Below are 23,144 nucleotides of genomic sequence, written 5' to 3' on the forward strand. Positions count from 1 at the left end.
AACGGCTTCCGATCCCGGCTGGTTGACCGGCCAGGGCCGGCCAGGGCCGGTCAGAGCCGGAACAGCACTCCGCGCCAGGTCCAGCCGGCGTCGAGGACCGCCTGGCGCAGGGGGTCCTTCATCTCCCGGGTCTCGAAGCGGAGCGTCTCGACCCTGCGCTCGCGCCCGTCGGGCCCCGTCTCCTTCCCCCACACCCGGTACACCGCGTTCGCCGGCCCGCGGGAGCGCTGCCCGAGGACGTGCTCGCTCAGCGAGACCTCCCATTGCTCGTCGATGGCCCGCACCTCGTGCTTCGCCGCGTCCAGGCGCATTCGGGTCCAGAGCCGCACGCGCAGCTGCGGGAGCCGGCACTCGGCCACCAGGTCGCCCTCCTTCGGGGTCCCCGTGCGTACGGCGAAGGGGACGCCCGGCCCGTTGAGCGCCAGGAGCGCTGACCGGACCTCCAGGGGTGTACGCGGTGCGACACCCTCGTCGGGACGCCGGGTGCCGAAGTAGTGGTCCAGGAGGCCCATCGCTATGCTCCCGCCCCGGTGTCCGGGCGAACCGTGCGCACGAACTCCTGGAAGTCCCCCAGGACTTCGTCGTGCTGGGCCGCCGTGGCGGTCAGGGCCAGCCGGATCACCGCCCGCCTGCGCGGGTCCCGGACGTCTGAGAAGGTCAGGAACACCTGTGACTGGACGAGGTCGTGTCGCAGGTCGCCGACGACGGCCGAGAAGATCAGCCGCTGGGTCAGGGCGGGCGCGTCCGCGGACCCGACCTCGCGGCGGTGGGCCACCACGACCGGCTCGGCGACCTCGCGCAGGCGCTGCGCCGACTCGTCGGCGAGTTCGGCCAGGGTCGCCGAATCCTCCGGGACCTCGCCGGCGATGGTGATGTTGGCGGTGAACCCGCGGTCCGGGTGGGGATGCACTGCGGCGAAGGCCACCCCGGGGACGTCGACGCCGTCCGGGGGCGCAGCCGGGAGCCAGCCTTCCGGTAGGCGGAACTCGATCGGTGTCGGCAGTGTCAGGGGCATCGTGGGCCCTCCTTACGCAGGGAAGTACATCAGAACCAGCCGCCGACGGTGTCCTTGACCGAGCCGGCGGCATTGCCGAGCGCGTCGACTCCGTCCCCGACCACGTCGCCCACCGCGTCGGCCGCGTCGCCGACGCTCTCGGCCACCTTGTCCGGGTCGACTGTGAACTCGAGACCTACGGATCCGCCCAGGGCGGGGGAGAGTCCCACCTTGCCGCCGATCTTGTACACGCCCTCGTCGTTCTTCTCGAAGCCCCATTTGGCCTCCGCACCAGGACCGGCCCAGCCCTCGGCCGTGGCGCCGAAGCCGATGCCGGCGACCTCGCCGCCTCCGGCGACGGAGGCCTTCGCCCCGGCGAACGCCTTCGCGTTGACGACGACGCCGTCCTTGCCCGCCTTGAGGCCGGCGCTCGCCTCTGCGCCGGCGAAGCCCTCGGCCCGCCCGTAGACGCCGGCGTAGGGACCGTACTCGGCCCGCCCCTCGGCGAGCCCGCGGAGTCCCACGGACGCCTCGGCCTTGGCGTTCAGGCCCGCGTCGGTGAAACCGAAGTTCGCGCTGGCCCGGGCGCCTCCGTAGGCGTCGGCAACCCCGGAGAGCTTCCAGTCCCCGTTGGTCGTCGACCCTTCGGCGTTGAGGTGGAAGAGGTCGGCGGCGGCCTTGACCGAGCCCTCCTTGCCGTACTTGGGGCCGGTGACCTTGAACTCGGCGCCGGGCCCCTTCGCCGAGGCCGTGCCCTCGGACGTCCATCCATCGGTCTTCGTCGCGGCCTCGTCCGCCTTGGGTGCCCCGGCCTTCGCCAGGTCCCCCTCGGGGTGGGCGTTGAACCCGTTGAAGGTGGCGTCGTTGCCCTTGCCGAAGGCGTCCTTGTTGCTGTCTACGACGGCGGCGCTCAAGGCGGTCTTGACGGTCCGGTCGGCCTCGGAGACGGCCTTCACGCGGTCGTCGATGTGCTGCTGCCATGTCGCGACGGATTCGCGAATGATGGTCTGACCGTCGGGATCGTGGTGGTACGCGCTGCGCTCGGCGGGTGTGAGCTTGGAGTAGTCGAAGCCGATGCGCCCCTGCTCGGACACGGTCATGCCGGCGGCTATCGCGTCGTCGCGGGCGCTCTCGAGCTTCTGCTTGAGATCGGTGAACATGTCGTGGGCGTCCCGCAGCAGGCTCGCGATCGCCTTGGCCTGGCTCTGGGCTGCGGCGTACTCGTACCGGGTGGCCGCGAATTTCGTCTGGGCGGCACCGGCGCTCACGCCGGCCCAGCTCGGGCCCATGGTGATCTTCTGGACGGTTTCGCCGTAGCGGATCTCGACCTTGTTCAACTCGCCGGCCATTGCCTCCCACTGGGAGGCGGCCGTCGTCAGCAGGCCCAGGTCCGTGGTCATGACTTCGTGGTAGGTCAGCACCGCAGCCCCTACAGGTTGTTCAGTTTGGACTGCGACAGGAGCTGGTCACCCACGCCGGTGTCATTGCGTACGAAGAGGCCCGAGGCGCCGCGCAGCGCGTTCTTCTCGGCTGCCAGACGGCCCATCAGGGTTCTCACTTGCTGGTCCCACGTGTCCGCGACCGTCTTCAGGCCGGCGGCGGTCTCCCAGCCTCCGAAGCCCTTCTGCGCGGAGCTGGTGGAGTCGTCCGCGTGCTCCGCGGCCTTCTTCGTGTTGGGCTCCAGCTCGTTCTCGATGGTGCCGGCCGCCGCGTTCTTCTGCGCCGGCGTCGAAGCGAAGCCCGGTTGCCCGCCGCCCAGTCCTGACGGCTCCGGCGGGATGCCGTTCAACTGCGTACGCACCTGCTGGTCCGCGCCGCCCGCAGGCACACGCCCCCACTCCTGAGCAGAATCCGCGGCCATGGCGCCCCCCGTGTCGGCAGACTGTGATCATAGGATGAGCGCCGTCCGGCTCTGCAACCCCCCTCGCGCCGAACGGAATGGGGGGACACAGACTGTCCACCGCCTCTCCACCCCAACTCCCCACGGAGCCACAGGCGCTCAGTCGCCCGCCCGCCGACGCGGCCGGCTCCGACGATGCCCAGCCGCGGAGCAGGGGCCTCGCCGGGGAAGGCGGCCTGCCGGCCCAGGAGGATCCCGATGGCCGTGCGCATGCTCGACAGGGCGGCCACGTCGAGAACGCCCATCACGTAGTGGTCCTGCGGATGGATGAGCAGGCACTTGCCGACCGAGATCTTGTCGGGGACCTCGGACCGCGCCTCGTTGGTGCCGGTCACCTTGACGGTCATCTGCTGCCCGTCGCTGTAGGGCATGACCCCGAATTCGGGCCGAGGCGCGACGTGTGGTGAGGGTCCGTCCGAGGACCTACGAGGACCTACGAGGACCTACGAGGATCCGAGGTGCTGCGGGGGCGTGAACGCCGCCCCCTCAGCGGTGCGGCAGACGCGCCACTGAGGCGGAGTTCCGGCTCGGGGTGTTCCAGTCGCGGGACCACCGTCCCGGACGGACACATTCGCCTCAGACCGAGTCCGACGGGGTGGACGCTTCTGCGGCGCGGCGATACTCGGCATTGATGCGCTGGGCTTCTTCGAGCTGGTCCTCGAGGATGACGATGCGGCAGGCCGACTCGATGGGGGTGCCCTGGTCGACGAGTTCGCGGGCTCGGGCAGCGATGCGCAGCTGGTAGCGGGAGTAGCGGCGGTGTCCTCCGGCGGAGCGGAGCGGGGTGATGAGACGGGCTTCGCCGAGTGCCCGGAGGAATCCCTGCGTGGTGCCGAGCATCTCCGCGGCCCGGCCCATGGTGTAGGCGGGGTAGTCGTCGTCGTCGAGACGGCCGAACGAGTCGTCTGCTGTCATTGAACCTCTCTCGTGGAACGCGTGGAGGGGCCCTGGCGCCTATGGCACCAGGGCCCCGAAGGAACTACTACACCATCTGTCGGCCCTGATACTGCGCCGACCCTGTGATTCCGCCGACCCGACCGAGATGCTGCCGGGAGTGCGGGGATCGCGGTTGCTTGACCGGAGACCACCTCACTATCGATGTCCTGCGGTACCCGGGCTCAGGCTTCCACCCGGGCGATCCTGATGGTGCTCGGCTCCTCCGTTCTTTCCTCGGTGATCAACTGCTTACTACTGCGCACTGCATTCACGGGTACTGCCACTGCGTCAACTGCGGTACTTCTCTCGGCGGCCCCTGATCACTGCGGGCCGCCCGGTCCGGTCGTCAGTCCCGTCGCCGTCCTGCAACCGCTCTGGCTTCGACACTCCACGACCGCACCGCACTGATGAACTGCGACTACTCGTACTGCGACTACTCGTACTGCGGGTACCGCTGCCTGGCAGTTCGTCTCTGCCAGGCCCTGCTGTCTCTCTGGGCTACGAGAGAAACCATAACCACGCTGCTGCCCAATGTCTACTCCAGCCGCGATAGATTTTCGTTCGGCTGGCGAAGAGGTAATCCTGGCCGACGGTGACCCGGCGTGGGTATGCCGCCGACCAGGTGGCATCGGTTCAGAGCAGCGCGTGCGGGTACTGTGCGGCGCGCTGCTGAAAGGCCAGGACTGCCGGATTCTGGACGGTGCCGCCGCGGATCTCGATTGCTCGGCGAATGGTGTGGTCGCCGTCCCAGCCGGCCGGCCCTTCGAGGACCGACCGCAGGAACGGGATCAGCGCCTCGCTGTTCTCCCAGGTGGCGGCGTCCCACAGGTAGGAGGGGCTGTGATCCACGGCGTAGTAGTGGACCTGGTCGCCGACGGTGAACATCGGCGCGTTGAAGGTGGTGGCCCGAGCCCAGGCGAAACCCATGCCCTCGTCGCATGAGACGTCGATGACGAGGGTGCCGGGCGCGAGCTTCGGCAGGTCCTCCTCGATCAGGAACATCAGCGGCGCCGCGGTGTCCTGGAGCACGCAGTTGACGATGATGTCGTGCCCGCCGAGGAAGTCGGCCAGCGGCTCCGGACCGTCCTCGGTGACCACGATGCTGCGCCGCGGGTCGAGGGTGTCGTCGGCCACGTCGTGGTCGAAGTGCACGATCCGTGCCGAGTGGATCGGTGAGCTGACGGCGGCGATGCCGCGGGCAGTCAGTACATGCACATCGTGAACGCCCAGCGCGCTGAGCGCGGTTACCGCGCCGCGGGCGGTGGCGCCGAAGCCGATCACCACCGCACGCCGCCGCCGCCCGTAGTCACCGGTCGCCCCGGTCAGCTGCATGGCATGCAGCACCGACGAGTAGCCGGCCAGCTCGTTGTTCTTGTGGAAGACGTGGAGACTGAATCCCCCGTCCCGGGTCCAGTGGTTCATCGCCTCGAAGGCGATCACCGTGAGCCTGCGGTCGATGGCGGCCTGCGTGACCTTCTCGTCCTGCACGCAGTGCGGCCACCCCCACAGCACCTGCCCGTCCCGCAGGTCCTCCAGATCTTCGTGCAGCGGTTTGGCCAGCAGGATGACGTCGCACTCCGCGATCAGCTCCTCGCGTGAGCGGAAACCGGCGACCCACGGGGCAAGCTGACCGTCCGAAACGCCGAAGTGATCGCCGTAACCGGTCTGCAGGTAGATGTTGGGCTGAAGGTCGGCATCGATGCGTTCGAAGTGCGCTGGGTGGATCGGCAGACGGTGTTCGTTCTCTTTACGGGTCTGCGACATGATTCCGAGCTTGAGCTGCTGCAAGATGCCCCTTTGATTGCTGTCTGTCTAGCACGGGCCGGAGCACAGGGGGATCTCGTCGGCAGCTCGGCTACGAGAGAAGCCATAACCACGCCACCACCCAATGTCTACTCCAGCCACGGTAGATTTCCGTGCGGTCGAGGATGAGGTAATCGGCGCCACTGACCGGGAGCCCACGTAAGAAGCCCCCGTACGCGGGAGGGCCCGACCGGCGTGTGCCGGTCGGGCCCTCCTCGCCGTCCGGGTGCCGGCTCGCACCGGCCGAGTCGGTCAGACCGCCACAGAGGCGCCGAGCATCGCGGATGCGTGCTGGAGCGGACTGAGGGCGCGCGCGGGCGCGGCGGCCCGGGGGAGTCCGCGGCAGGTGAAGCCGAGCTGGGTCATGGCCCGCAGGACTTCACCGACGCTGAAATCACGCCTGTCCTGGCGGGTGATGACCTGGCCGACCTGCTTCACGGGGTAGACACGGCGGCCGATGATCACGGAGTCGCCGACGACCTCCTCGGGCTTGATGCCCTTCATCGATTCCAGGACGCCGCTCTTGGTCAGCTCGAACGGGAAGCGGGCGATGACGCAGCGCATGGTGCCTCACAGGAAGAAGGAGAGGGGGACGGTTCTGTCGTGTTGAGGCGGGTCAGAGGGCGAGGGCGAGGACGCCCGGAGCACTGCCTTGTTCGTCGACCACGGGCAGGGCGTCGAGCCGGCGATAGCTCATCGCCGGGTTGGCTCTGGCGGAGCTGGGCTGCATCCGGACCAGCGTCACAACGTGCCTCCTGCAGAGATGGGCCAGTCTTCTGATCACGTGGTTGTCAGGCCGCCGCATCGAAGGCGGACTGACGCACACTCGCGCGCCGTGCGGCCGAAACGGGCCGCCGCCGACCGCGGGAGGCCGCACCGCGCTTGGCGCGTTCGACGACCGGCGCGGTGATGGTGACGGGGATTCCGGAGGGGGCCTGGGCGCCGGTGATCCGGTTGAGGGCCTCGTCGCCGGAGCGGACCTGGGTGGTCTGCGGGACGATCCCGGCGGCCTGCATGAGGCGGGTCATGTCGCGGCGCTGGTTGGGGGTGACCAGGGTGACGACGCTGCCGGACTCGCCGGCGCGGGCGGTACGGCCGCCGCGGTGGAGGTAGTCCTTGTGGTCGGTCGGCGGGTCCACGTTGACGACGAGGTCGAGGTTGTCGACGTGGATGCCGCGGGCCGCGACGTTCGTGGCGACCAGGACGGTGACGTGTCCGGTCTTGAACTGGGCCAGGGTCCGGGTCCGTTGCGGCTGGGACTTGCCGCCGTGCAGGGCCGCGGCGCGGACCCCGCTGTCGAGGAGGTCCTGGGTGAGGCGGTCCACGGCGTGCTTGGTGTCGAGGAACATGATCACGCGGCCGTCACGGGCGGCGATCTCCGTCGTCGTCCGCTGCTTGTCGGCGCCGTGCACGTACAGGACGTGGTGCTCCATCGTGGTCACCGCGCCCTGCGAGGGATCGACGGAGTGCACGACCGGGTCGGTCAGGTAGCGGCGCACCAGCAGGTCGACGTTGCGGTCCAGGGTGGCGGAGAACAGCATCCGCTGGCCCTCGGGACGCACCTGGTCGAGGAGCGCGGTGACCTGGGGCATGAAGCCCATGTCGGCCATCTGGTCGGCCTCGTCGAGGACGGTGATCGCGACCTGGTTCAGCCGGCAGTCGCCACGGTCGATGAGGTCCTTCAGCCGGCCCGGGGTGGCGACCACGACTTCGGCGCCGCCGCGCAGGGCGCCCGCCTGGCGGCCGATGGGCATGCCGCCGACGACGGTGGCAAGGCGGAGCCTGACCGCGCGGGCGTACGGGGTGAGGGCGTCGGTCACCTGCTGGGCCAGTTCGCGGGTGGGTACGAGGATCAGCGCGAGCGGCTGGTGGGGCTCAGCGCGCTGCCCGGAGGTGCGGGCCAGCAGGGCGAGGCCGAACGCCAGGGTCTTTCCGGAGCCGGTCCGGCCCCGGCCGAGGACGTCCCGGCCCGCGAGGGTGTTGGGCAGGGTGGCGCCCTGGATCGGGAACGGCACGCTCACGCCCTGCGCTCCGAGGGCGGCCAGCAGCTCGGCCGGCATGTCGAGATCGGCGAAGGCTTCGACGGCGGCCAACGCGGGCGTGATCGTCTTCGGCGGCGCGAACTCGCCTTGAACCGCGGCGGGCCGGCGGCCTGAGCCGCCCGAGCGGCTCGGACCTGCGGAACGGCTTCGAGTCGGGGAGCCCGAGGAGCCGAATCGGCTGCCCCGCTCCGAACCGGCGCCGTTGCCGTTGCCGAAAGCGGGGCCGCCGGTGCGGCTGCGGGTACGGGACGAACGCTCGTTCTTGCGTGTGGGGTTCATTCGAAACCTTCCTTGATACGGCACGTATCAAGGAATTCCCGCAGCAGAAGAGCAGCGCAGAGAATTGCGAGAACGGACCGAATGGAATGCGGAGGCGGATCCGGCCCGCGAGAAATATGCGCGGGTACGGGCGCTGCAATGAGTGTGGCGTCATGCGGACGCGAAACTGGAGAAATCGGCTCGGGTGCGGCTCCGAGGAGGCATCCCGTGCTTGGTCCCGCGGGTGGACGCACCGCGGGGGATGTGCGCAGCTGGGGCCCGCACCCCGAGGGATGCGGGCCCCAGCTGCTGAACGCGAGTCAGCGTCAGGCGGGAACGATGTTCTCCGCCGTCGGGCCCTTCTGGCCCTGCGCGATGTCGAAGGTGACCTTCTGGCCTTCGGTCAGCTCGCGGAAGCCCTGGGCGGCGATGTTCGAGAAGTGGGCGAAGACGTCGTCGCCGCCACCGTCCTGCTCGATGAAGCCGAAACCCTTTGCCGCGTTGAACCACTTCACGGTGCCAGCAGCCATGTCATATCTCCTTGGGGCAGTACACCGGCGTCCGCACTGTGCGGAGACCGTGTCGCCGCGATGATGCCCCGCCCGGAAAATGACCGGAAATATGAAGCGCCACCATGCGACGTGAGGGCCGACTGGAGACGCCTTAAGTTTTTGGGAACCAAAACTGCAACCGAGATGGACAGTAGCACGTCGCAGTGGAACGCAGGGGTCGAATAAATTCAACCCCTGCGTTTGCGGTAAAAACTCTCCTCGCGATGCCCGTTAAATTCTCAGACCGCCGGGACAGATATTGATTCGCCTCGAGTGCAGTGTTGTGAGAGTGGGGGTATTCGCCGGCTACGACGCGGGCAGGCCATCGTCGCGCCCAGCTCCTCGCCCGAGCGCAGCGGGCGGGGCGGGATGACGCGGTGATGGCTGAGCTGAAGTGCGAGACCGTGGTCTGCCCGCACTGCAAGGGGCACCGGGCAGGGCCTTCCCGCCAGTTCCCGTCGTCGCAGAGTGCCGGCAATGCCGGGGTCGGCGGGACCCTCTTTAGGGTTCAGCTTCCACCCAATTCTCGTGGTGCGTCGCTCCTCTCGGCTTGGCCTCCCGCGGGAGAGCCTCATAGTGTCAAGTGTTGATGACGGTTTATGCTCGGGTTGTGCGAGCCACTAGCGAACCCCTGACCGACGACGAAAAGACCGATCTGGACGATGCCCTCCAGGCCGTCCGCCGGGCCGAGCAGGCCCTTGCGCGGGCGCAGGCGCACCTCAATCACACGGTGGGCCGGATCGGCTCCGCCGACCGCTACGGGCAGAAAGCTGCGGCAGGCCGCCGCGTCGGTTGGTCCCGCCAGCACGTCACCACCCTTGCCAACGCCTACCGTGCGGGCGAACTTGACCAAGAGGAGAGGACCGAAGCCGCATGAGCACCGCGCCCCAGCCGTCCGCTGTCCCGCAGCCGCCCGCCCAGCCCGAGGCGATCCGCGCTGCCCTCGCCCAGGTGGCCCCGCAGCTGCTTGCCGATTTCGACCGCGACCGCGCGGCCAGCACCACCCGCGCGCGCGCCGAGGTTTCCGCTAATCCCCTCCGCACCTTCATGGAGGCGTGGGCCGTTGAGGTGGCCATTGCCCGACACCCGGAGACCGCCGCCCGACTCCACGTGCTTGAGGCCCGTGCCGGAGAGGTCACCGACCTCGGCGAGGCCCGAGACATCGCCGCCGAGATCAGCCGCATCCGCAACGCCGCCGCCGCCGAGGCCGGCCTCCGTACCGCTGGCGAGGCTGCCCGGTGACCGACGACCGTTGGATGTGGGAGTACGCCTTCCACGCCGAGGACGAGGTGGGCTACCCGAAGGTTGTGCGCGATGAAGTGAAGGCCGTCGCCGACCAGATCGTCGAGCTGGCCAACCTCGGCATCGACCCGTTCGAACTCGGCGATCCCACCCCCGGTACGGCTCGCCGTCACACGCTCCCGTCTGGCGGGTGGTTCGAGACTCAGGCGCTCCCGCGGATGAGGCCCCGTCTCTTGGCCGTGGTCCTGGTCGTGCCACCGCCGCACCTGCTTTGAAATGAGCAGGGCCGTCGACGCGGCGGCCGGTGTTCAGCTGGGCTGCGGGAGACCGCGTACGCCTGGCCGTCCGACCGTCGCGGACCGGGTGCAATGGGTCTTTCATTCCGTGTACGGCAGCCAGGCGTTGTTGTTCTCGTTGTACCAGTAGCTGTGGCCGGCCTTCAGGGCGACCGTGCGGAACGGGCGGCCGTGGTCGTCGATGCGGGTGGTGCCCTTGCGGTCGCCACTGCTCCAGGCCAGCTCCAGGTACCAGCTGACGTCCTGACCGAGTGTGGCGGCGTCGATGTTCAGCACCTGGGGGTCGGTGGCGGAGACCTTGTACGGGAAGTCGGTCGAGGCCGTCGGCCGCTCGCCCTCCTTGCCAGGTACGGGCCTGGCCCTCGGGGAGGCGTCGTCCAGGTCCACGGCGAAGTTCGCCGGCACCAGCGTGCCGCCGCAACCGGAGCCCATGGTGTACGCGTTCCAGCCGGGAGCCTTGCGGCCGCTCACGACATGGACGTACAGCGCGTGCAGGACCGCGGCCTTGCCCTCGGTGCCCTGGACGGTCAGCTGCATGCGCAGGTGTCCCGCCGGGACGGCGTGCAGGGCCCGGGCCCACCCTTCGGTCGCCTGCCCGGCGGGGGGCGGGGGGACCGTGCCGGGTGCCTTGTCCAGGGCGAACCACTGGTCGCAGGGGCTGTCCCAGTTGTCGGGCAGGACGTTGACCGTGAACGGGGCGGCGGGGGAGGGCCCCTCCTTGGCGGTGGCCGGCGGCGAGGTGGACGCGGACGTTGCCGAGGGGGACGACGGTCCGGGGCCGGACGGGGGTGCGGTATCGGCTGTGGGCGTGGGTGACGACGACCCGCCGGACGGCAAGGCCGGGCCCGCCGCCGCCCGCTCGCGCGAGGACGGCTGGGCGGCGCCGCGGCGCGTGTCCCCGTGACCCGGATCTCCCATGGCGGAAACGGCGGCGGCGGCCCCCGCCACCGCGGCGGTGGCCACGGCGGCCGCAACGGCGAGCAGCAGTCGACGACGCCGGGCCCCCGGTACGGAGGCCCGGGCGGGGCCCGGCTGGATAAGGGCGGCGGGGGCGTGTGCGGGTGCCTCCGCAGCGGAAGGTCCGGGCGCCGGGGCGGACCCGGCCGCGGACGCCGGGGCTGGTGCGGGGTCGGTCTCCGCCTGCGGCCGGACCTCCGAAGCCTCCCCAGCCACCACCACCGTCACCGCCGATGCAGGCGGCACCTCCGGTGCGGCGTCACCACCCCGCGGCGCCGCGGAGTTCGCCGCCCCCGCCCCCGAGGCCTGCCCCTCCGGCACCCCCCGCCGCCGCTCCACCAGCGCCAGCAGCCACTGCCGGTGCAGCGCGAGCAGTTCGTCGGCCGAGGCACCGCAGACTCGGGCGAACCGCTCCACCGGGGCGTAATCCGTGGGCACCGCCGCGCCGCTGCAATAGCGGTGCAGCGTCGAGTTGCTGGAGTGCAGACGCTTCGCGAGCGTGCCGTAACTGCGCCCCGAGCGCTCTTTGAATCCGCGCATCAGCTCCGCGAACAGCTCCGTCTCCGTGGCCATTCCACCCTCCCCCTCATCCCGGAACACGTTCCAGGCTCGCCCGATCGCCCAGGTGAGAGGGGTCGGGAGCGTTCCAGGGTTCCTACTATCCCGGTCCAGACGCCACTGGGACGAAACCGGCCCCACAGTTGCGCCATCAGCCCGTCGGTCCCCCGATCGGATCGGCGGTCGCAACGGGAGGGCCCCACCCGCCCCACCGACCGCCCTCGGCCGCCTGCAGCAGCAGCCGACCGGAACAGCAGCCCCAACCAACGTCTCGTCAGGCGGGAAGCGGAAGCCTCCGTCTGACGACCGCACCGACACGGAGAGTTCCCCATGCGCACCTACCGACTCCGCACCACCGCCCTGGCCACCGCCACCGCCGGCCTCGCTCTGGCCCTGACCGCCTGCGGCGGCTCGGACAGCGCCGGCGGGCCGACCGCGAACCCCGCCGCGACCAAGAGCGCGGACAAGCCGGTCTCGACCGGGACCGTGACGCCGTCCGGGGAGGGCGCCTCCGCCGCCCCGTCCGCCGGCAAGGGCACCGGAACCGGCACGGCCACCACCACCCCGGCGAAGGCCGGTTCGGGCGGCAAGGACGCGGGGGGCACCACCGGTGACTCCTACGCCTACACCCACCCCTGCTCGGCGCGGAACCTGACCGTCAAGGTCACTTCCCCGACGGGCGCTCCGGCCACCGTCCGCGTCATCACCGTGACCAACAACGGTTCCACCTCCTGCGGTCTGGACTACTTCCCCACCGTCGGCTTCAGCGCCAAGGGCGGCGCGCTCGGTCTCCAGGCCACTGCCCCCGGTGGTCTGGGCGGCGCCCCGGCGTACCCGGTGCGCCCCGGCGCCACCGCGTACGCGGCCGTGGACCTCAACCCGTCGGGTGGCAACGGCCCCGTGGCCGACGAGGTCAACGTCCTGGCCGACAAGGAGCACATGCCGAACGCGGACGGCGTCAGCCTCCAGCTGGCCAAGCCGGGCAGCGTCGCCAACCCGAAGGTCGGCCTGTACCGCACCAACACCCGCGAGGCGCTGAGCGCCTTCTGAACGGAGTTCCGGGGCCGCGGCCCCGGCCGTCCCACGGGGTGTGTCGCCGGGCGGGGTCAACTGTCCTGGGCGAGGAAATGCTAGACAACTGCCTCGCCGAACTCAGGGCAGTCCGTGACGAGCTCAAGCCCCTGGAGCGTGAGTTGGCCCAGCTCCGGGGCAAGAGCGACAAGCTGCACCAGCGCCGGGACGGGTACGAGCGACCGTGGATCGGGACGCCGCCCAAGCTGGTGAACGGGTTTCCTCGGAGTCCGACTCCTAGGAGAGTGATGTGGGCTTTCGGGGAGGTGGGACGGCGCGGAGGAGTTCCCACAAGGGGCGGGAGCCGGTGGCCCATTGGGCGAGGAGGTGGCGGTCGACGAGGTGGAGGCGTTGAGACTTGGCGAAGGTGAGGGCGGGTCCGGAGAAGCGGCCGTTGGTGAGCATGACGAGGACGTCGCCGCCGTGTATCTGGCGGCCGGTGCCGTTGAGGACCTGGAGGTCCGGGGTGCCGACTGCGGAACCGGACCAGCCGGCCTTGCGGTGCTTGCACTGGATCACCCAGCGGCGGCCGTAGGGGTCGGTGGCTTTGACGTCCGCGCCGTTGTCGCCCCGGCCGCCGACCTTCTGCGCGTCGGCGCAGCCGTCGCGGTGCATGAGGTCCCGTACGGCGAACTCGAAGTCATTGTGGTGAAGGCTGTCGAGGTGTTCGACGGCGTAGCGCAGGCCCTGGGCCCGGATCTGGTCCCATCGCGCGGCCTCTTGGCGCCGGCGCAGCCACAGCGCGCCCGCGGCCCCGGCTGCGAGTAGGCCGAGTACCAGGACCCAGGGATGGGCAGCGAGCCACGACATGACTGCCGCGACGAGACTGAGGGCCACGAGGCCGACCAAGCCGATGAGCCACAGCTCCTCCGAGCCGGTGGCCTTCCGGCGCCGCGCTGTGCTGGTGCGCTTGCGCCTCTTTGCGGGTGGGCGGCGGCTCACCTGCCGGTCCCCGTGCTGGGGAAGACGATCGGATAGGAGACCGTCGGTATGGGTTGGGGCGCCGGGCGGTTTTCCCACGCCGGCCACTTGATCGGGTAGATCACTGTCGACTGCGGCCTGGGTAACTCCTGACCCGAGCCCGCTCCAGCCCCCGCAGATGCTGTTCCGTTGCCGAAGACGATCACTCCGGCGACGATCAAGCCGAGCAGTGCGGTCTCCCGCCGGGCCCCGGCAGGGAGCCGGACGTGGCCTTCGACCCGAGTGCCGTCTGACCGGAAATAGTCATTGATCCAGGGCACAGCTGTATCCCCCCACCAGTCGCGATGCGCCTCCCTGCGCACCGGACCCATGAAAGCACCCGCCACTGACAACGCGTCACCCCAATGTCACCACTCGTGATCATCTGTCGAATCGGGGCGAGGCTGCCTGCGCTTCGGCAGGGATGGCACGTTGTGGCACGGGGTGGCCACTGCTCGGAGACAGTGCGGTCCAGGCTGCCGATAGGCGGTCGACCAGTGCTGCCGCGGTCTCCGGGGCGAAGGAGTACGGGATGCGGACATAGTCGTCGTGGGCGCCGGTCGCATCCATCGTGGCGCCCGGGATGACCTCCGCGCCGTGGCGCAGCGCCACCCGTGCGTAGAGCCGGGCGTCCGTGCCCGCGGGCAGCTGGACCCACAGAACGGAGCCGCCCTGCGGTGCCTGCCAGCGCCAGTTCGGAAGCTGCTCGGCGAGCAGCCGGGTGATGGTGGCCAGCCGCTCGCGGAGGATGCGGGCCCGTTCGGGCGCGAGGGCCGGGAGCGCGGGGAGGAGCCGGGCGGCGAGGGCCTGGTCGAGGAGCGGGCTGCCGAGGTCGTTGAGTGCTTTGAGCCGGGCCAGGCGCGCCACCGTGTCCTGCGGCGCGCGGATCCAGCCGATCCGGAGACCGCCCCATACGGCCTTTGCCAGCGAACCCACCGTCAGCACGGTTCCCCCGGCGGGGGCCGCGGCGATCGGCGGCGGAGCCTGACCAGGGACGAGCCCTGCCGCGTGTGCGCTGTCCTCCAGGACGGTGACGCCGTGTTCGGCGGCGAGCTCGGCCACCCGGCGACGACGACCGACGGACATCAGGGTGCCGGTGGGGTTGTGGTAGGTCGGCATGAGGTAGAGCAGCGCGGGCCGGTGTTCGGCGAGCGCGGTGGCGAGCCGGTCGATCCGGACCCCGTCGGAATCGAGCGGGACGCCGACGAGCCGGGAGCCGGCCGCCCTGAGGACGTCCAGGCAGCCCGGCCACCCGGGGGATTCCACGAGGGCGGTGGACCCGCGCCCGAGGTACAGCTGGGCGCTCAGGGCGACGGCCTGCGTGGCACCCGTGGTCACCACCACCTGGTCGGGCACGGTCGGCAGGCCGTGAGCGGTGTGGTGGGCGGCGATGGCCGCTCGCAGCGCGGGGAGCCCGGCCGGGTGGTAGCCCGCCTCACCGATCAGCCCGGGCAGGTCCTCGCGGACCAGCTGGAGCAGCGCTTGGGCCAGGTCAGGACCTCCGGCCTCGGCTGCCTGCCCCAGCGAGATGAGGTCCGGCGGCTGTGTGATCAGCCGTTGGACCACCGCGGTGGCCTGACCGCCGCGTACCCGCCCGTCCACCGGAACCCGGTGTGCCCCAGCGCCTCCCGATACCTGCGTGCCGCTGCCCCGACGGGTCTCGGCCAGGCCCGACCCGCGCAGTGCGTCGTACGCGGCGACAACCGTCGCCCGGCTGACCGAGAGGGCGTCGGCGAGCCGCCGCTCGGACGGTAGACGGTCCCCGGTGCGCAGGTCCCCGGACCGTACGGCTCGGCCGACCGCGTCGGTGAGCCGCCGGTACAGCGGCCCTTCGCCCCAACTCCAGTCGCCCAGCAGGTCGATCAGCTCGTCCAGCTCGGGCGTCTGACGATTCCGGTCCACTTTCCCCTCCTTTGGCACGGGAGCACGAGCCGCCGCGACGAGAGGCTAACGGCATGACATCCAACTCACCCAACTCGCCTATTTCACCCCTCTCGCCCCTGCCGCCCCTTGACCCGCGGCTGGCAGCCGTCTGAGACCTCTCCGTCTTCGCGGTGAGAGACGGCGCGGGGCGGCACGAGTACGACGGAACCGTCCAGGACCTGTCTCCGGACGGAGTGCGACGCGGCCTCGCCGCGCTCGGCGGCCCCGCCGGTACGAAGCCTTATCCGGACCCGCACGACGAGGCGCACGCGGCGGCGGCGGAGGAAGCCCTCCGGGTCCGATTCGGCGAGCTCGAACTGCACCGTGGTCTGGCCGCCCTTCTCGACGCCGCGGCCACGCCTGCCGACACGGTACGGGCGCTCCAGGCCGACCACCCCGAGGCAGACGGCCTGTTGGCGGAGTTCGGGGCACTCGTCGACGAGACCGTCGCCTGGACCGCCCGGCACGATCTGGTGCCCCACCACGATGTCGAGGTGGTAGTCCAGCCGATGCCCGACTCCCAGCGCCGGGCTCTGGCCGGCCTCTTCGCGTCCGCGCCCCACGAGGCCGACGCGGCCGGCAGCTTCCGCGTCACCCTCCCGCACGCCGACTGGACGAGGGCGCAGAGCGAGCAGTGGTTGTCGACCGGCTTCAACCGGACCCTGATGCCGAACATGGCCATACACGAGGTGGCACCCGGGCACGCCAGCCACGGCAGGGCGCTGCGCCGGGCGGCGACCGACGTCCGCCGCACGCTCCACTCCGTTCTCGACCTGCGTGAGCAGGCCAGGGCACGCTGGGGCGGCGACTTCTCACTCCGTCGTTTCCACAGCGCCCTGTTCGACCTCGGTGCCCCGCCCCTCGGTCTGCTGCACACGGCACTGGAACGCGGATGACCTCACTCGCCGCCTTCGTCCTCGCCTCCCTGATCCTGGTGGCCGTGCCCGGACCCAACCTCATCTACATCATCACGCGCAGCGTGCGGGACGGACGGCGGGCCGGCATCGTTTCGGCCCTCGGCGTGGAGACCGGCACGCTCCTCCACGTCATCGCCGCCGTCTGCGGACTGGCGACGCTCATCACGGGCCACCCGCTCGCCTTCGCCGTCCTGCGCTACGCGGGCGCCGGCTACCTCGCCTACCTGGGCATACGTGCGCTGCGCCGCCACCCGCATTCCGCCGACGCCGATGACTCCGCCGAAGCCGTCGGCCGTTCCGCTCGACGCCGACTGCTCCGGCTCTATGTCGACGGCGTCCTCGTCAACCTGCTCAACCCCAAGGTCGTCCTCTTCTTCCTGGCTTTCCTGCCGCAGTTCCTGTCCACCGGCCTGACCCCGGCGGAAACCCAGACCCGCATGCTCCTCCTCGGCGTGGTCTTCCTGACCGTCGCCCTTGCCCTCGACCTCTGCTACGCACTCGTCGGCGCCGCACTCACCGGCCGACTCCAGGGAACCCCGCGCCGCGACCGTGGCCTGGCCCACCTGACCGGTGGCATCTACCTCGGCCTGGCCGCCCTGGTGTTCGTCTGAAGCCGGGCACGAATGAGGCTGTCTGAACGCCCCGCAACGCCCGAACGGCGCTGCGGGGCGCCTTGACTGCCAGATCAGGCGACCGTGAAGTAGAACCCGGTGTCCGCGTAGTTGTTGTCGGCGTTCGAGGTGATGACGGTGATCGCCTCGGGGTCGTTGCCGCATTCCTTGAACGGGTCGGTGCGGATCATCAGGGTGCTGCCGTTCGGGGTTGCTCCGGGTTCGCCGACGTAAGACCCCATGGCCGCGATGGTCGCGGTGGGGATGAGCTTCTGCGGGTCGAGCCGGTTGTCGGTGAACGTGATGCAGTAGATGCCGGCCTGCGGCTTGGTGACCGACTTGATGCCCTTGGACTGCGAGGTGGTGCCGTTGAATTCGACCAGGGCGCTGGCCTGGGAGAACGGGGCACGGGCAGGGCCGGGGGTGGAAGCGACCGCAGCGGTGACGGTGGTCGCCGCGCAGGCTGCGGCGGCGGCCAGAACGACGATCTTGGCCTTCTTGGACAGGGGCCTCATGGGGCGACTCCTCGGGATGTGTGGGGAAGGGAGACCTTGGCTTGCCGTGAATCGCCTGGCCGTACAGGGGCGGCGGGCGGCGCCGGCGAGACTCAATGCGTCACGGCAGCGCGACGGCGTCTCGCCGTCGTGGGGTACGGGGATGCAGGGGTGCCGGGGAGGGGTCAGGGTACGAGGAGCTTGAACGCCGAGTCGGCTACCTGGCCCTGCACGTTCTGGGTTCCGACGTAGTACGTGTCGGTGGCGTTGCCGCAGGCGGAGGTCGGGGTGGCGCTGGCCCATGCGAACGCGCCGCCTGAGTGCGCGGTGGCGACCGGAATGGTCTTCGGCACGTCGATGTTCGCCTCGGCGGTGACCTTGACGCAGTACCTGCCCAGAGCGACCCTGGTGACCTCCTTGATGTTGTGCTGCAGGGTGATCGTGCCGTTCCCCTGCGCGAAGACCGCGGCCTGTGCGTGGAAGGTTTCCGCTCGGTTGGCCGTGGTTCCGGCGTCGGCGACGGCGTAGCCGGCAGTGCCTGCGATCACCAGGCCCACCCCGACGGACAGGCCGCCGATCGTGCGGCGGCGGGTGTTGAAGAGGCGCACGTGCACTCCGATGTCTCGAGATCAGGGCCGGCCACTTGCGCAGGAATCCGGATGCGAGGCGCGGGGCCGGCGGTCATCGATGATCTTGGAGAGCTGGGAGACGGACCGCCATGCAGCGTCAATGGATGTTGACGAAGAACGGCCGGTGTTCACCGACCGTCGCTGCGCCTCCCGCCTGGGGGTTGGCCGCACGGTGATCCCGGATGTCCGGAAAGCGCTCGGCCATCTGCCGAAGCGGGCAGCGGGCCGGACCCGCGTAACGGCGGGCAGTCTCCTGAGCCCTCGTGAGGGCTCGGTCTCACGGACAGGCGTTGTTGTTGTTGACCAGCTAACGAGGAAGCGATTCTGCGGCCGCTCGGCCAAGTGAGGGATCCAGGCGCGGGTCGTGAACGCGAGGCGCTCAGAGCCAGCCCTGTTGGGCTGCCTTCAGGGGACGTAGCAAGGTCCCTCAACCATGGCGGGGCCGCAGGCCGTTGTGTGCCTGCGGCCCCGCTCGGGCGTTGGGTTCAGGACGCGGTCAGGACGGGTCGCCGTACTGGAGGCCGCGCCCGTTGGTGCCGACGTAGACGCGCCCGTAGGTGTCGGGGTCGCCGGAGATGACGCCGACGCCGCCGATGCTGCCCCACTGGTGGGCGTCGTCGTTGACGCGGAGCCAGGTGGCGCCCTTGTCGGTGGAGCGGAAGACCCCGGTGACGTCCTTGACGGTACCGATCAGGTACAGGGCCTGGTAGGAGGCGCCCGGCGCGGCCTTGCCGAAGCCGAGGGCGGAGGCGGACTTCACCGTGCTGAGCGTGGTGAAGGTGCCGCCGCCGTCGGTGGAGTGCAGCAGCCCCTTGGTACCGTCGGCGATCCACAGGTCCCCGGCGATGCCGGGGACGGCCGTGAGGCGGCCGGCGGGCAGGTTGGTGGCGCGGGCCGTGAAGGACGCGCCGCCGTCGGTGCTGGCGTAGAGCGTGCCGCCGGCCAGTGCGTAGAAGGTCTTGGCCGAGGAGCGGTCGGCGACGACCACGGCGCCGTTGCCCAGGCCGCTGACCTTCGACCAGCTCGCCCCCTTGTCGGTCGAGCGGTACGGGGCCTGGCCGGCCTCGGTCCAGACGATGGCGGAGCCGTCCGCCGCGAGCGCGACACGGCCGCTGTCGGCGCTGCCCACCGGTTCGGCCTTGAAGCCGTTCCAGCTGCTGCCGCCATCGGTGGAGTAGGCGCCGTCCTGCGTGCCGCCACGGCCGACGCGGACCATCACCGAAGGGTTGGACTGGGCGAAATCGATGTCGGTGCTGGTGATCATCATCGGGTTCTGCAGCCGCCCGGCGGGCACCGCGGTCAGGGAGTCGTGGCGGAAACCGCCCAGGTCGCCCATGGCGGTGACGGCGGTGGCGCCGCCCGGCGGAGCGATCACGTCCATCAGCGCGGTCTCCTCCAGCCCGCGGGTCCCCACGGTCCAGTGGCTGGTGCCGCCGCCGTCGGTGGCGGCGGCGTCCTTGCTGCGCCAGATGCCGCTGCCGGTGCCGTACAGCGCGTGCCCGGAGTCGAAGGGATCGATGGCCAGGGCGGTCATCCAGTGCCCGGTGCCGGTACCGACGTAAGGAGCGGCGGAGGCGTTCCGCGCCGACTTCGCGGCCTGCGCCTTCCAGGTCGTGCCGCCGTCGGTGCTCCGGTAGAGCTCGTCCTCGGGCCACCAGCGGTCGAGGGTGGTGACCATCACCGTGGACGGCTTCTGCGGGTCGACGGCAAGCCCGGAGAACCCGTAACTGCCCTGCGAGGGAGAGATGTTCTTCCACGCCCCGCCCGCCTGCGTGTACTTCCACACCGAACCCGCCGTCGCGCCGCTGGGTCCGACGGTGTTGGCGTACGTCAGGTACAGCGAGCCGTCACCGGAGAGCACGCCGTGCTGCGGCATCTGGCCGGTGGGCTGCCCGGAGACGGCCTGCCAGGTGCTGCCGCCGTCGGTGGAGCGGTACAGGGAGGTGGACTTGTCTGCGACGCCGGCATAGACCGTCTTGCTGCCGGCCGGGCCGTACGTCACGAAGGAGATGCCCGTGCCGCTGCTCGCCCCGTCCTTGACGGGGAACGAGGAGACCTGACTCCATGTCACACCGTGGTCGGTGCTGCGCCACAGGCCGTTCTTGCGGGTGCCCAGCAGCAGGGTGCCGGGGTCTGCGGGGTTGATCGCCAGCCGTTCGCCCGCCCCTCGGCCGTCCTCGTTGGCGCCCAGCTTGAAGGGCAGGTCGGTCCGCTGGAAGGTGCGGCCCCGGTCGGTGGAGCGCAGGATCGCGCCGTTGCCCGCCCAGTCGTTGGTGTAGGTGCCCGTCGCGAGGTAGAGCCGCGCGGGGTCGACGGGGTCGGTGGCCAGCGAATCGATGCCCAGCAGGTTCCAGTCCTTCTCGCCGAGCCAGTCGGTCAGCGGCATCCACTGCTCGGCCGCGGCGTCCCAGCGGTAGGCGCCGCCCATGTCGGTGCGCGCGTACAGCAGACCCTTCTCCCGCGGGTTGAACACCAGCCCGGTGACGTAACCGCCGCCCACCACCTGGGCGTTCTTCCATGCGTACGGTCCGGTCCCGGCCGCCGGGGCCTCGGCCGTTCTCACCAGCTTCCACTGCTGGTTGGTGCTGCCCTTGCCGGGATACTGGATGACTGCCCCGCCGTCGGCCGTGGAGCCTCCGGAGACGTCCAGGACCTGGCCGCTCCTGCGGGAGGTGAAGGTGACGGCGCCGGAACCGCTCACATCGTCGATCCGCCACTCCTGGGAGGTGGAGGAGCTGTCGGTCTGCTGCTCGGCGGCGGCCGCCTGGGCAGTCGAATTGCCCGCTATGCCCAGCACTTTGCCGCTGTTGCGGTTCACCAGCTCGTAGTAGCCGTCTCCGGCGGGCCTCAGCTTCCACTGCTGGTTGGCGGTGTTCTGGTCGGTCCACTGCTGGATGCGGGTGCCGTCGGCGGTGGAGAAGGCGTTGACGTCCAGCGCCTTGCCGCTGCGTACGGAAACCAGCCGGTAGTAGGCATTGCCGTCGACCGTCGCGGCTTGCGAGTCCTCCTGCACGAACAGGAGGTACGGCACGAGGACGGCGGGCACGCCGAGCAGCAGACCGGTCGCGGTCCAGCGACGGCGGTGACGCCCGCGGCGCCCGCCGTTCGTGGGGTTCTTCATGGGGGGTGTTCTCCTTGCATGCCACCGGAGGAAAGGTGGATCCAGCGACCGCAACGGCCGGGTCCGACTCCTTGTGGTCACAGGCTCCGCAAAGGGTTGCCTTGAGCCGGGAATCTTTTTCTGCCGACCAGCGCACAACGCGCGGTACGGGCACTCCAATTCGGCGCGGGCCGGTCCAGTGATCCAAGGCACAGGCTTTGGCCGCATACCCTTGCCGACGCCAAGGTGCGGCGCCGTACTCGGCGGATCGCTCGGGATCGCTCCCCTGAGGGAGGTGGGAATGGGGCTCATGGACGCGGACCACGCGGGGCTGGTCGTCGCGGCGCAGGCTGGTGACGATCGGGCGCGCGAGGAGCTGATCGCCGCATACCTGCCGTTGCTCTACAGCATCGTCGGGCGAGCGCTGAGCGGACATGCCGACGTCGACGACGTCGTCCAGGAAACCCTGCTGCGCGTGGTGCGCGACCTGCCCGCCCTGCGTGCCCCGGAGAGCTTCCGGTCCTGGCTGGTGTCGATCACGCTCCGCCAGATCAATACCCACTGGCACCGGCAACGCGCCTTTGCCGGCCGGACCACGGTCATCGACGAGGCACTCCAGATACCGGACGCCGGCGCCGAACCTGAGGACGTGACGATCCTGCGTCTGCATGTGTCGGACGAGCGCCGTCAGGTTGTCGAAGCCGGCCGGTGGCTCGACCCGGACCATCGGGTGCTGCTGTCGCTGTGGTGGCAGGAATGCGCCGGCTCGCTGAGCCGTGACGACATCGCCGCCGCGATGGGGGTGACTGTTCCCCACGTCGGAGTACGTCTGCAACGCATGCGCGAGCAGCTGGAACTGAGCCGGACGATCGTCGCCGCACTGGAGGCCGACCCGCGCTGTCCGCAGTTGGACGAGACCGTCGTCGGCTGGGACGGACTCCGTGCATCGGTGTGGCGTAAGCGCATCGCGCGGCACACCCGCGGCTGCCCGGTCTGCACGGCGAAGACGACAGAGCGGGTTCCGGCCGGACTACTGCTCCTCAGCCTCGCGCCGCTGGCCGTTCCGGCCGGACTCATCGCCGCGCTGGCCGCCAAGGGCCTGCTGTCGGGTACGGCCGCGAGCGCCGCCGGGCCGGCCACGGCACACGTCGCTGTCGGCACGGCGACGGCGGGAGGCAGTCCGTACAGCTCGCTGATCGCCAAACTCCACGCGGTGACCGCTCATCCGCTGGTGAGCCTCACCACGGGCGCGGTGCTCATCGCCGGGACCGCCACCTATGCGACCTGGCCCGAACCGGCGCATCGGGTGCCAGCCGTCATCGCCGCTCCCACAGTCGGCAAGCCCACGCCGATCCCGTCGCGCTCCACCACGTCGGCCGGACCGTCCCCGGTGAGTCCGTCCGCCGTCGCAGGCACTGTTCCGCTGGGCGCACAGTCCCTGGAGTCCGTGGACGACCCCGCCCTGTACCTCACGTACGCCGACGACTTCGCGACGCTCGGCCGAGTCTCCGCGTCCAGCAGCGCACGGACACGGCAACGGTCCACCTTCACGGTCATCGGGGGGCTGGCCGACACACGGTGCGTCACCTTCCGCGCCGCCGACGGCCGCTATCTGCGCCATCGTGACCTGCGGCTACGGCTGAGCACCAATGACGGCAGCGAACTGTTCCGTGAAGATGCCACCTTCTGTCCGCGCCCCGGGGCGGTTGCCGGTTCGGTAACACTGCACGCGCACAACTATTCCGGGTCGGTCCTCCGCCACCGCGGCGGCGGCATCTGGCTCGATGGCTCCGACGGCACTCGGGCCTTCGCCGGCCAGGCTTCCTTCATCATGCGCAGGGCTTGGGCCACCGCTCTTTGAGCATTCAGGGCCGGGTCGCGGGCTTGGCGTAACGCTTTTTG

At 70.4% G+C, this 23,144-nt stretch carries 22 protein-coding genes; 7 read left to right on the forward strand and 15 right to left on the reverse strand.

What is annotated here, in order from left to right; all coding sequences use genetic code 11:
* Positions 1–50: 50 nt before the first annotated feature.
* The 9 genes from AC3IYI_RS21580 to AC3IYI_RS21620 form a co-directional block, all read right to left on the reverse strand.
* Positions 51–512 (reverse strand): hypothetical protein, encoded by a 462-nt coding sequence (locus tag AC3IYI_RS21580; protein ID WP_489405322.1) that lies wholly within the window; start codon positions 510–512, stop codon positions 51–53.
* 2 nt (positions 513–514) lie between these two features.
* Complete coding sequence (locus tag AC3IYI_RS21585) at positions 515–1,015, reverse strand: hypothetical protein (RefSeq protein WP_489405323.1); 501 nt, start codon at positions 1,013–1,015, stop codon at positions 515–517.
* Between the two features lie 29 nt (positions 1,016–1,044).
* A complete protein-coding gene (locus AC3IYI_RS21590) occupies positions 1,045–2,394 on the reverse strand; it encodes a hypothetical protein (RefSeq protein WP_489405324.1) in 1,350 nt (449 codons plus the stop codon).
* Positions 2,395–2,423: 29 nt separating this feature from the next.
* Entirely contained in the window at positions 2,424–2,822 is a 399-nt protein-coding gene (locus AC3IYI_RS21595; protein ID WP_489405325.1) for a hypothetical protein, read from the reverse strand.
* 648 nt (positions 2,823–3,470) lie between these two features.
* A complete protein-coding gene (locus AC3IYI_RS21600; RefSeq protein ID WP_489405326.1) occupies positions 3,471–3,809 on the reverse strand; it encodes a MerR family transcriptional regulator in 339 nt (112 codons plus the stop codon).
* Between the two features lie 654 nt (positions 3,810–4,463).
* Complete coding sequence (locus AC3IYI_RS21605) at positions 4,464–5,618, reverse strand: N(5)-(carboxyethyl)ornithine synthase (RefSeq protein ID WP_489405327.1); 1,155 nt, start codon at positions 5,616–5,618, stop codon at positions 4,464–4,466.
* A gap of 267 nt (positions 5,619–5,885) precedes the next feature.
* Positions 5,886–6,197, reverse strand: a complete 312-nt coding sequence (locus AC3IYI_RS21610) for an SCO5918 family protein (RefSeq protein ID WP_489405328.1) — start codon at positions 6,195–6,197, stop codon at positions 5,886–5,888.
* Positions 6,198–6,424: 227 nt separating this feature from the next.
* Positions 6,425–7,954: a DEAD/DEAH box helicase gene (locus AC3IYI_RS21615; protein ID WP_489405329.1), complete on the reverse strand. Its 1,530-nt coding sequence runs from the start codon at positions 7,952–7,954 to the stop codon at positions 6,425–6,427.
* Between the two features lie 305 nt (positions 7,955–8,259).
* Positions 8,260–8,463 carry a cold-shock protein gene (locus AC3IYI_RS21620; protein WP_327254049.1) on the reverse strand — a complete coding sequence of 68 codons (204 nt, stop codon included), beginning with the start codon at positions 8,461–8,463 and terminating at the stop codon, positions 8,260–8,262.
* 631 nt (positions 8,464–9,094) lie between these two features.
* On the opposite strand from AC3IYI_RS21620, the gene AC3IYI_RS21625 reads away from it, so the two are divergent.
* From AC3IYI_RS21625 to AC3IYI_RS21635, 3 genes are read left to right on the forward strand one after another with little or no spacing between them, the layout of a single operon-like run.
* Positions 9,095–9,361, forward strand: coding sequence for a hypothetical protein (locus tag AC3IYI_RS21625; protein ID WP_489405330.1), 267 nt, complete (start codon positions 9,095–9,097; stop codon positions 9,359–9,361).
* Positions 9,358–9,726, forward strand: coding sequence for a hypothetical protein (locus tag AC3IYI_RS21630; RefSeq protein WP_489405331.1), 369 nt, complete (start codon positions 9,358–9,360; stop codon positions 9,724–9,726). Before AC3IYI_RS21625 ends, AC3IYI_RS21630 begins: the two co-directional genes overlap by 4 nt.
* Positions 9,723–10,001 carry a hypothetical protein gene (locus AC3IYI_RS21635; protein ID WP_489405332.1) on the forward strand — a complete coding sequence of 93 codons (279 nt, stop codon included), beginning with the start codon at positions 9,723–9,725 and terminating at the stop codon, positions 9,999–10,001. The genes AC3IYI_RS21630 and AC3IYI_RS21635 overlap by 4 nt, the downstream gene beginning before the upstream one ends.
* A gap of 102 nt (positions 10,002–10,103) precedes the next feature.
* On the opposite strand, the gene AC3IYI_RS21640 is transcribed toward AC3IYI_RS21635, so the two are convergent.
* A complete protein-coding gene (locus AC3IYI_RS21640; protein ID WP_489405333.1) occupies positions 10,104–11,552 on the reverse strand; it encodes a helix-turn-helix domain-containing protein in 1,449 nt (482 codons plus the stop codon).
* Positions 11,553–11,867: 315 nt separating this feature from the next.
* Here AC3IYI_RS21640 and AC3IYI_RS21645 point away from each other — a divergent pair, with 315 nt between their 5' ends.
* On the forward strand, positions 11,868–12,587 hold the full coding sequence (locus tag AC3IYI_RS21645; RefSeq protein ID WP_489405334.1) for a DUF4232 domain-containing protein: 720 nt from the start codon (positions 11,868–11,870) through the stop codon (positions 12,585–12,587).
* Between the two features lie 258 nt (positions 12,588–12,845).
* Here the strand turns inward: AC3IYI_RS21645 and AC3IYI_RS21650 are convergent, their stop codons facing one another.
* On the reverse strand, positions 12,846–13,550 hold the full coding sequence (locus AC3IYI_RS21650; protein WP_489405335.1) for a restriction endonuclease: 705 nt from the start codon (positions 13,548–13,550) through the stop codon (positions 12,846–12,848).
* Between the two features lie 399 nt (positions 13,551–13,949).
* Complete coding sequence (locus AC3IYI_RS21655) at positions 13,950–15,470, reverse strand: aminotransferase-like domain-containing protein (RefSeq protein WP_489405336.1); 1,521 nt, start codon at positions 15,468–15,470, stop codon at positions 13,950–13,952.
* Between the two features lie 152 nt (positions 15,471–15,622).
* On the opposite strand from AC3IYI_RS21655, the gene AC3IYI_RS21660 reads away from it, so the two are divergent.
* Both AC3IYI_RS21660 and AC3IYI_RS21665 read left to right on the forward strand, forming a co-directional pair.
* Positions 15,623–16,387, forward strand: a complete 765-nt coding sequence (locus AC3IYI_RS21660; protein WP_489405337.1) for a hypothetical protein — start codon at positions 15,623–15,625, stop codon at positions 16,385–16,387.
* Complete coding sequence (locus AC3IYI_RS21665) at positions 16,384–17,019, forward strand: LysE family translocator (RefSeq protein WP_489405338.1); 636 nt, start codon at positions 16,384–16,386, stop codon at positions 17,017–17,019. The genes AC3IYI_RS21660 and AC3IYI_RS21665 overlap by 4 nt, the downstream gene beginning before the upstream one ends.
* Positions 17,020–17,093: 74 nt before the next feature.
* On the opposite strand, the gene AC3IYI_RS21670 is transcribed toward AC3IYI_RS21665, so the two are convergent.
* From AC3IYI_RS21670 to AC3IYI_RS21680, 3 genes are all read right to left on the reverse strand, one after another.
* Positions 17,094–17,534, reverse strand: coding sequence for a hypothetical protein (locus AC3IYI_RS21670; RefSeq protein WP_489405339.1), 441 nt, complete (start codon positions 17,532–17,534; stop codon positions 17,094–17,096).
* A 164-nt stretch (positions 17,535–17,698) separates the two neighbouring features.
* Positions 17,699–18,121, reverse strand: coding sequence for a hypothetical protein (locus tag AC3IYI_RS21675; protein ID WP_489405340.1), 423 nt, complete (start codon positions 18,119–18,121; stop codon positions 17,699–17,701).
* Positions 18,122–18,638: 517 nt separating this feature from the next.
* On the reverse strand, positions 18,639–21,263 hold the full coding sequence (locus AC3IYI_RS21680) for an RICIN domain-containing protein (protein WP_489405341.1): 2,625 nt from the start codon (positions 21,261–21,263) through the stop codon (positions 18,639–18,641).
* Positions 21,264–21,543: 280 nt separating this feature from the next.
* On the opposite strand from AC3IYI_RS21680, the gene AC3IYI_RS21685 reads away from it, so the two are divergent.
* Positions 21,544–23,103: a sigma-70 family RNA polymerase sigma factor gene (locus tag AC3IYI_RS21685; protein ID WP_489405342.1), complete on the forward strand. Its 1,560-nt coding sequence runs from the start codon at positions 21,544–21,546 to the stop codon at positions 23,101–23,103.
* Positions 23,104–23,144: the final 41 nt, after the last annotated feature.

Source organism: Streptomyces sp. GL_148 (genome assembly GCF_057834205.1).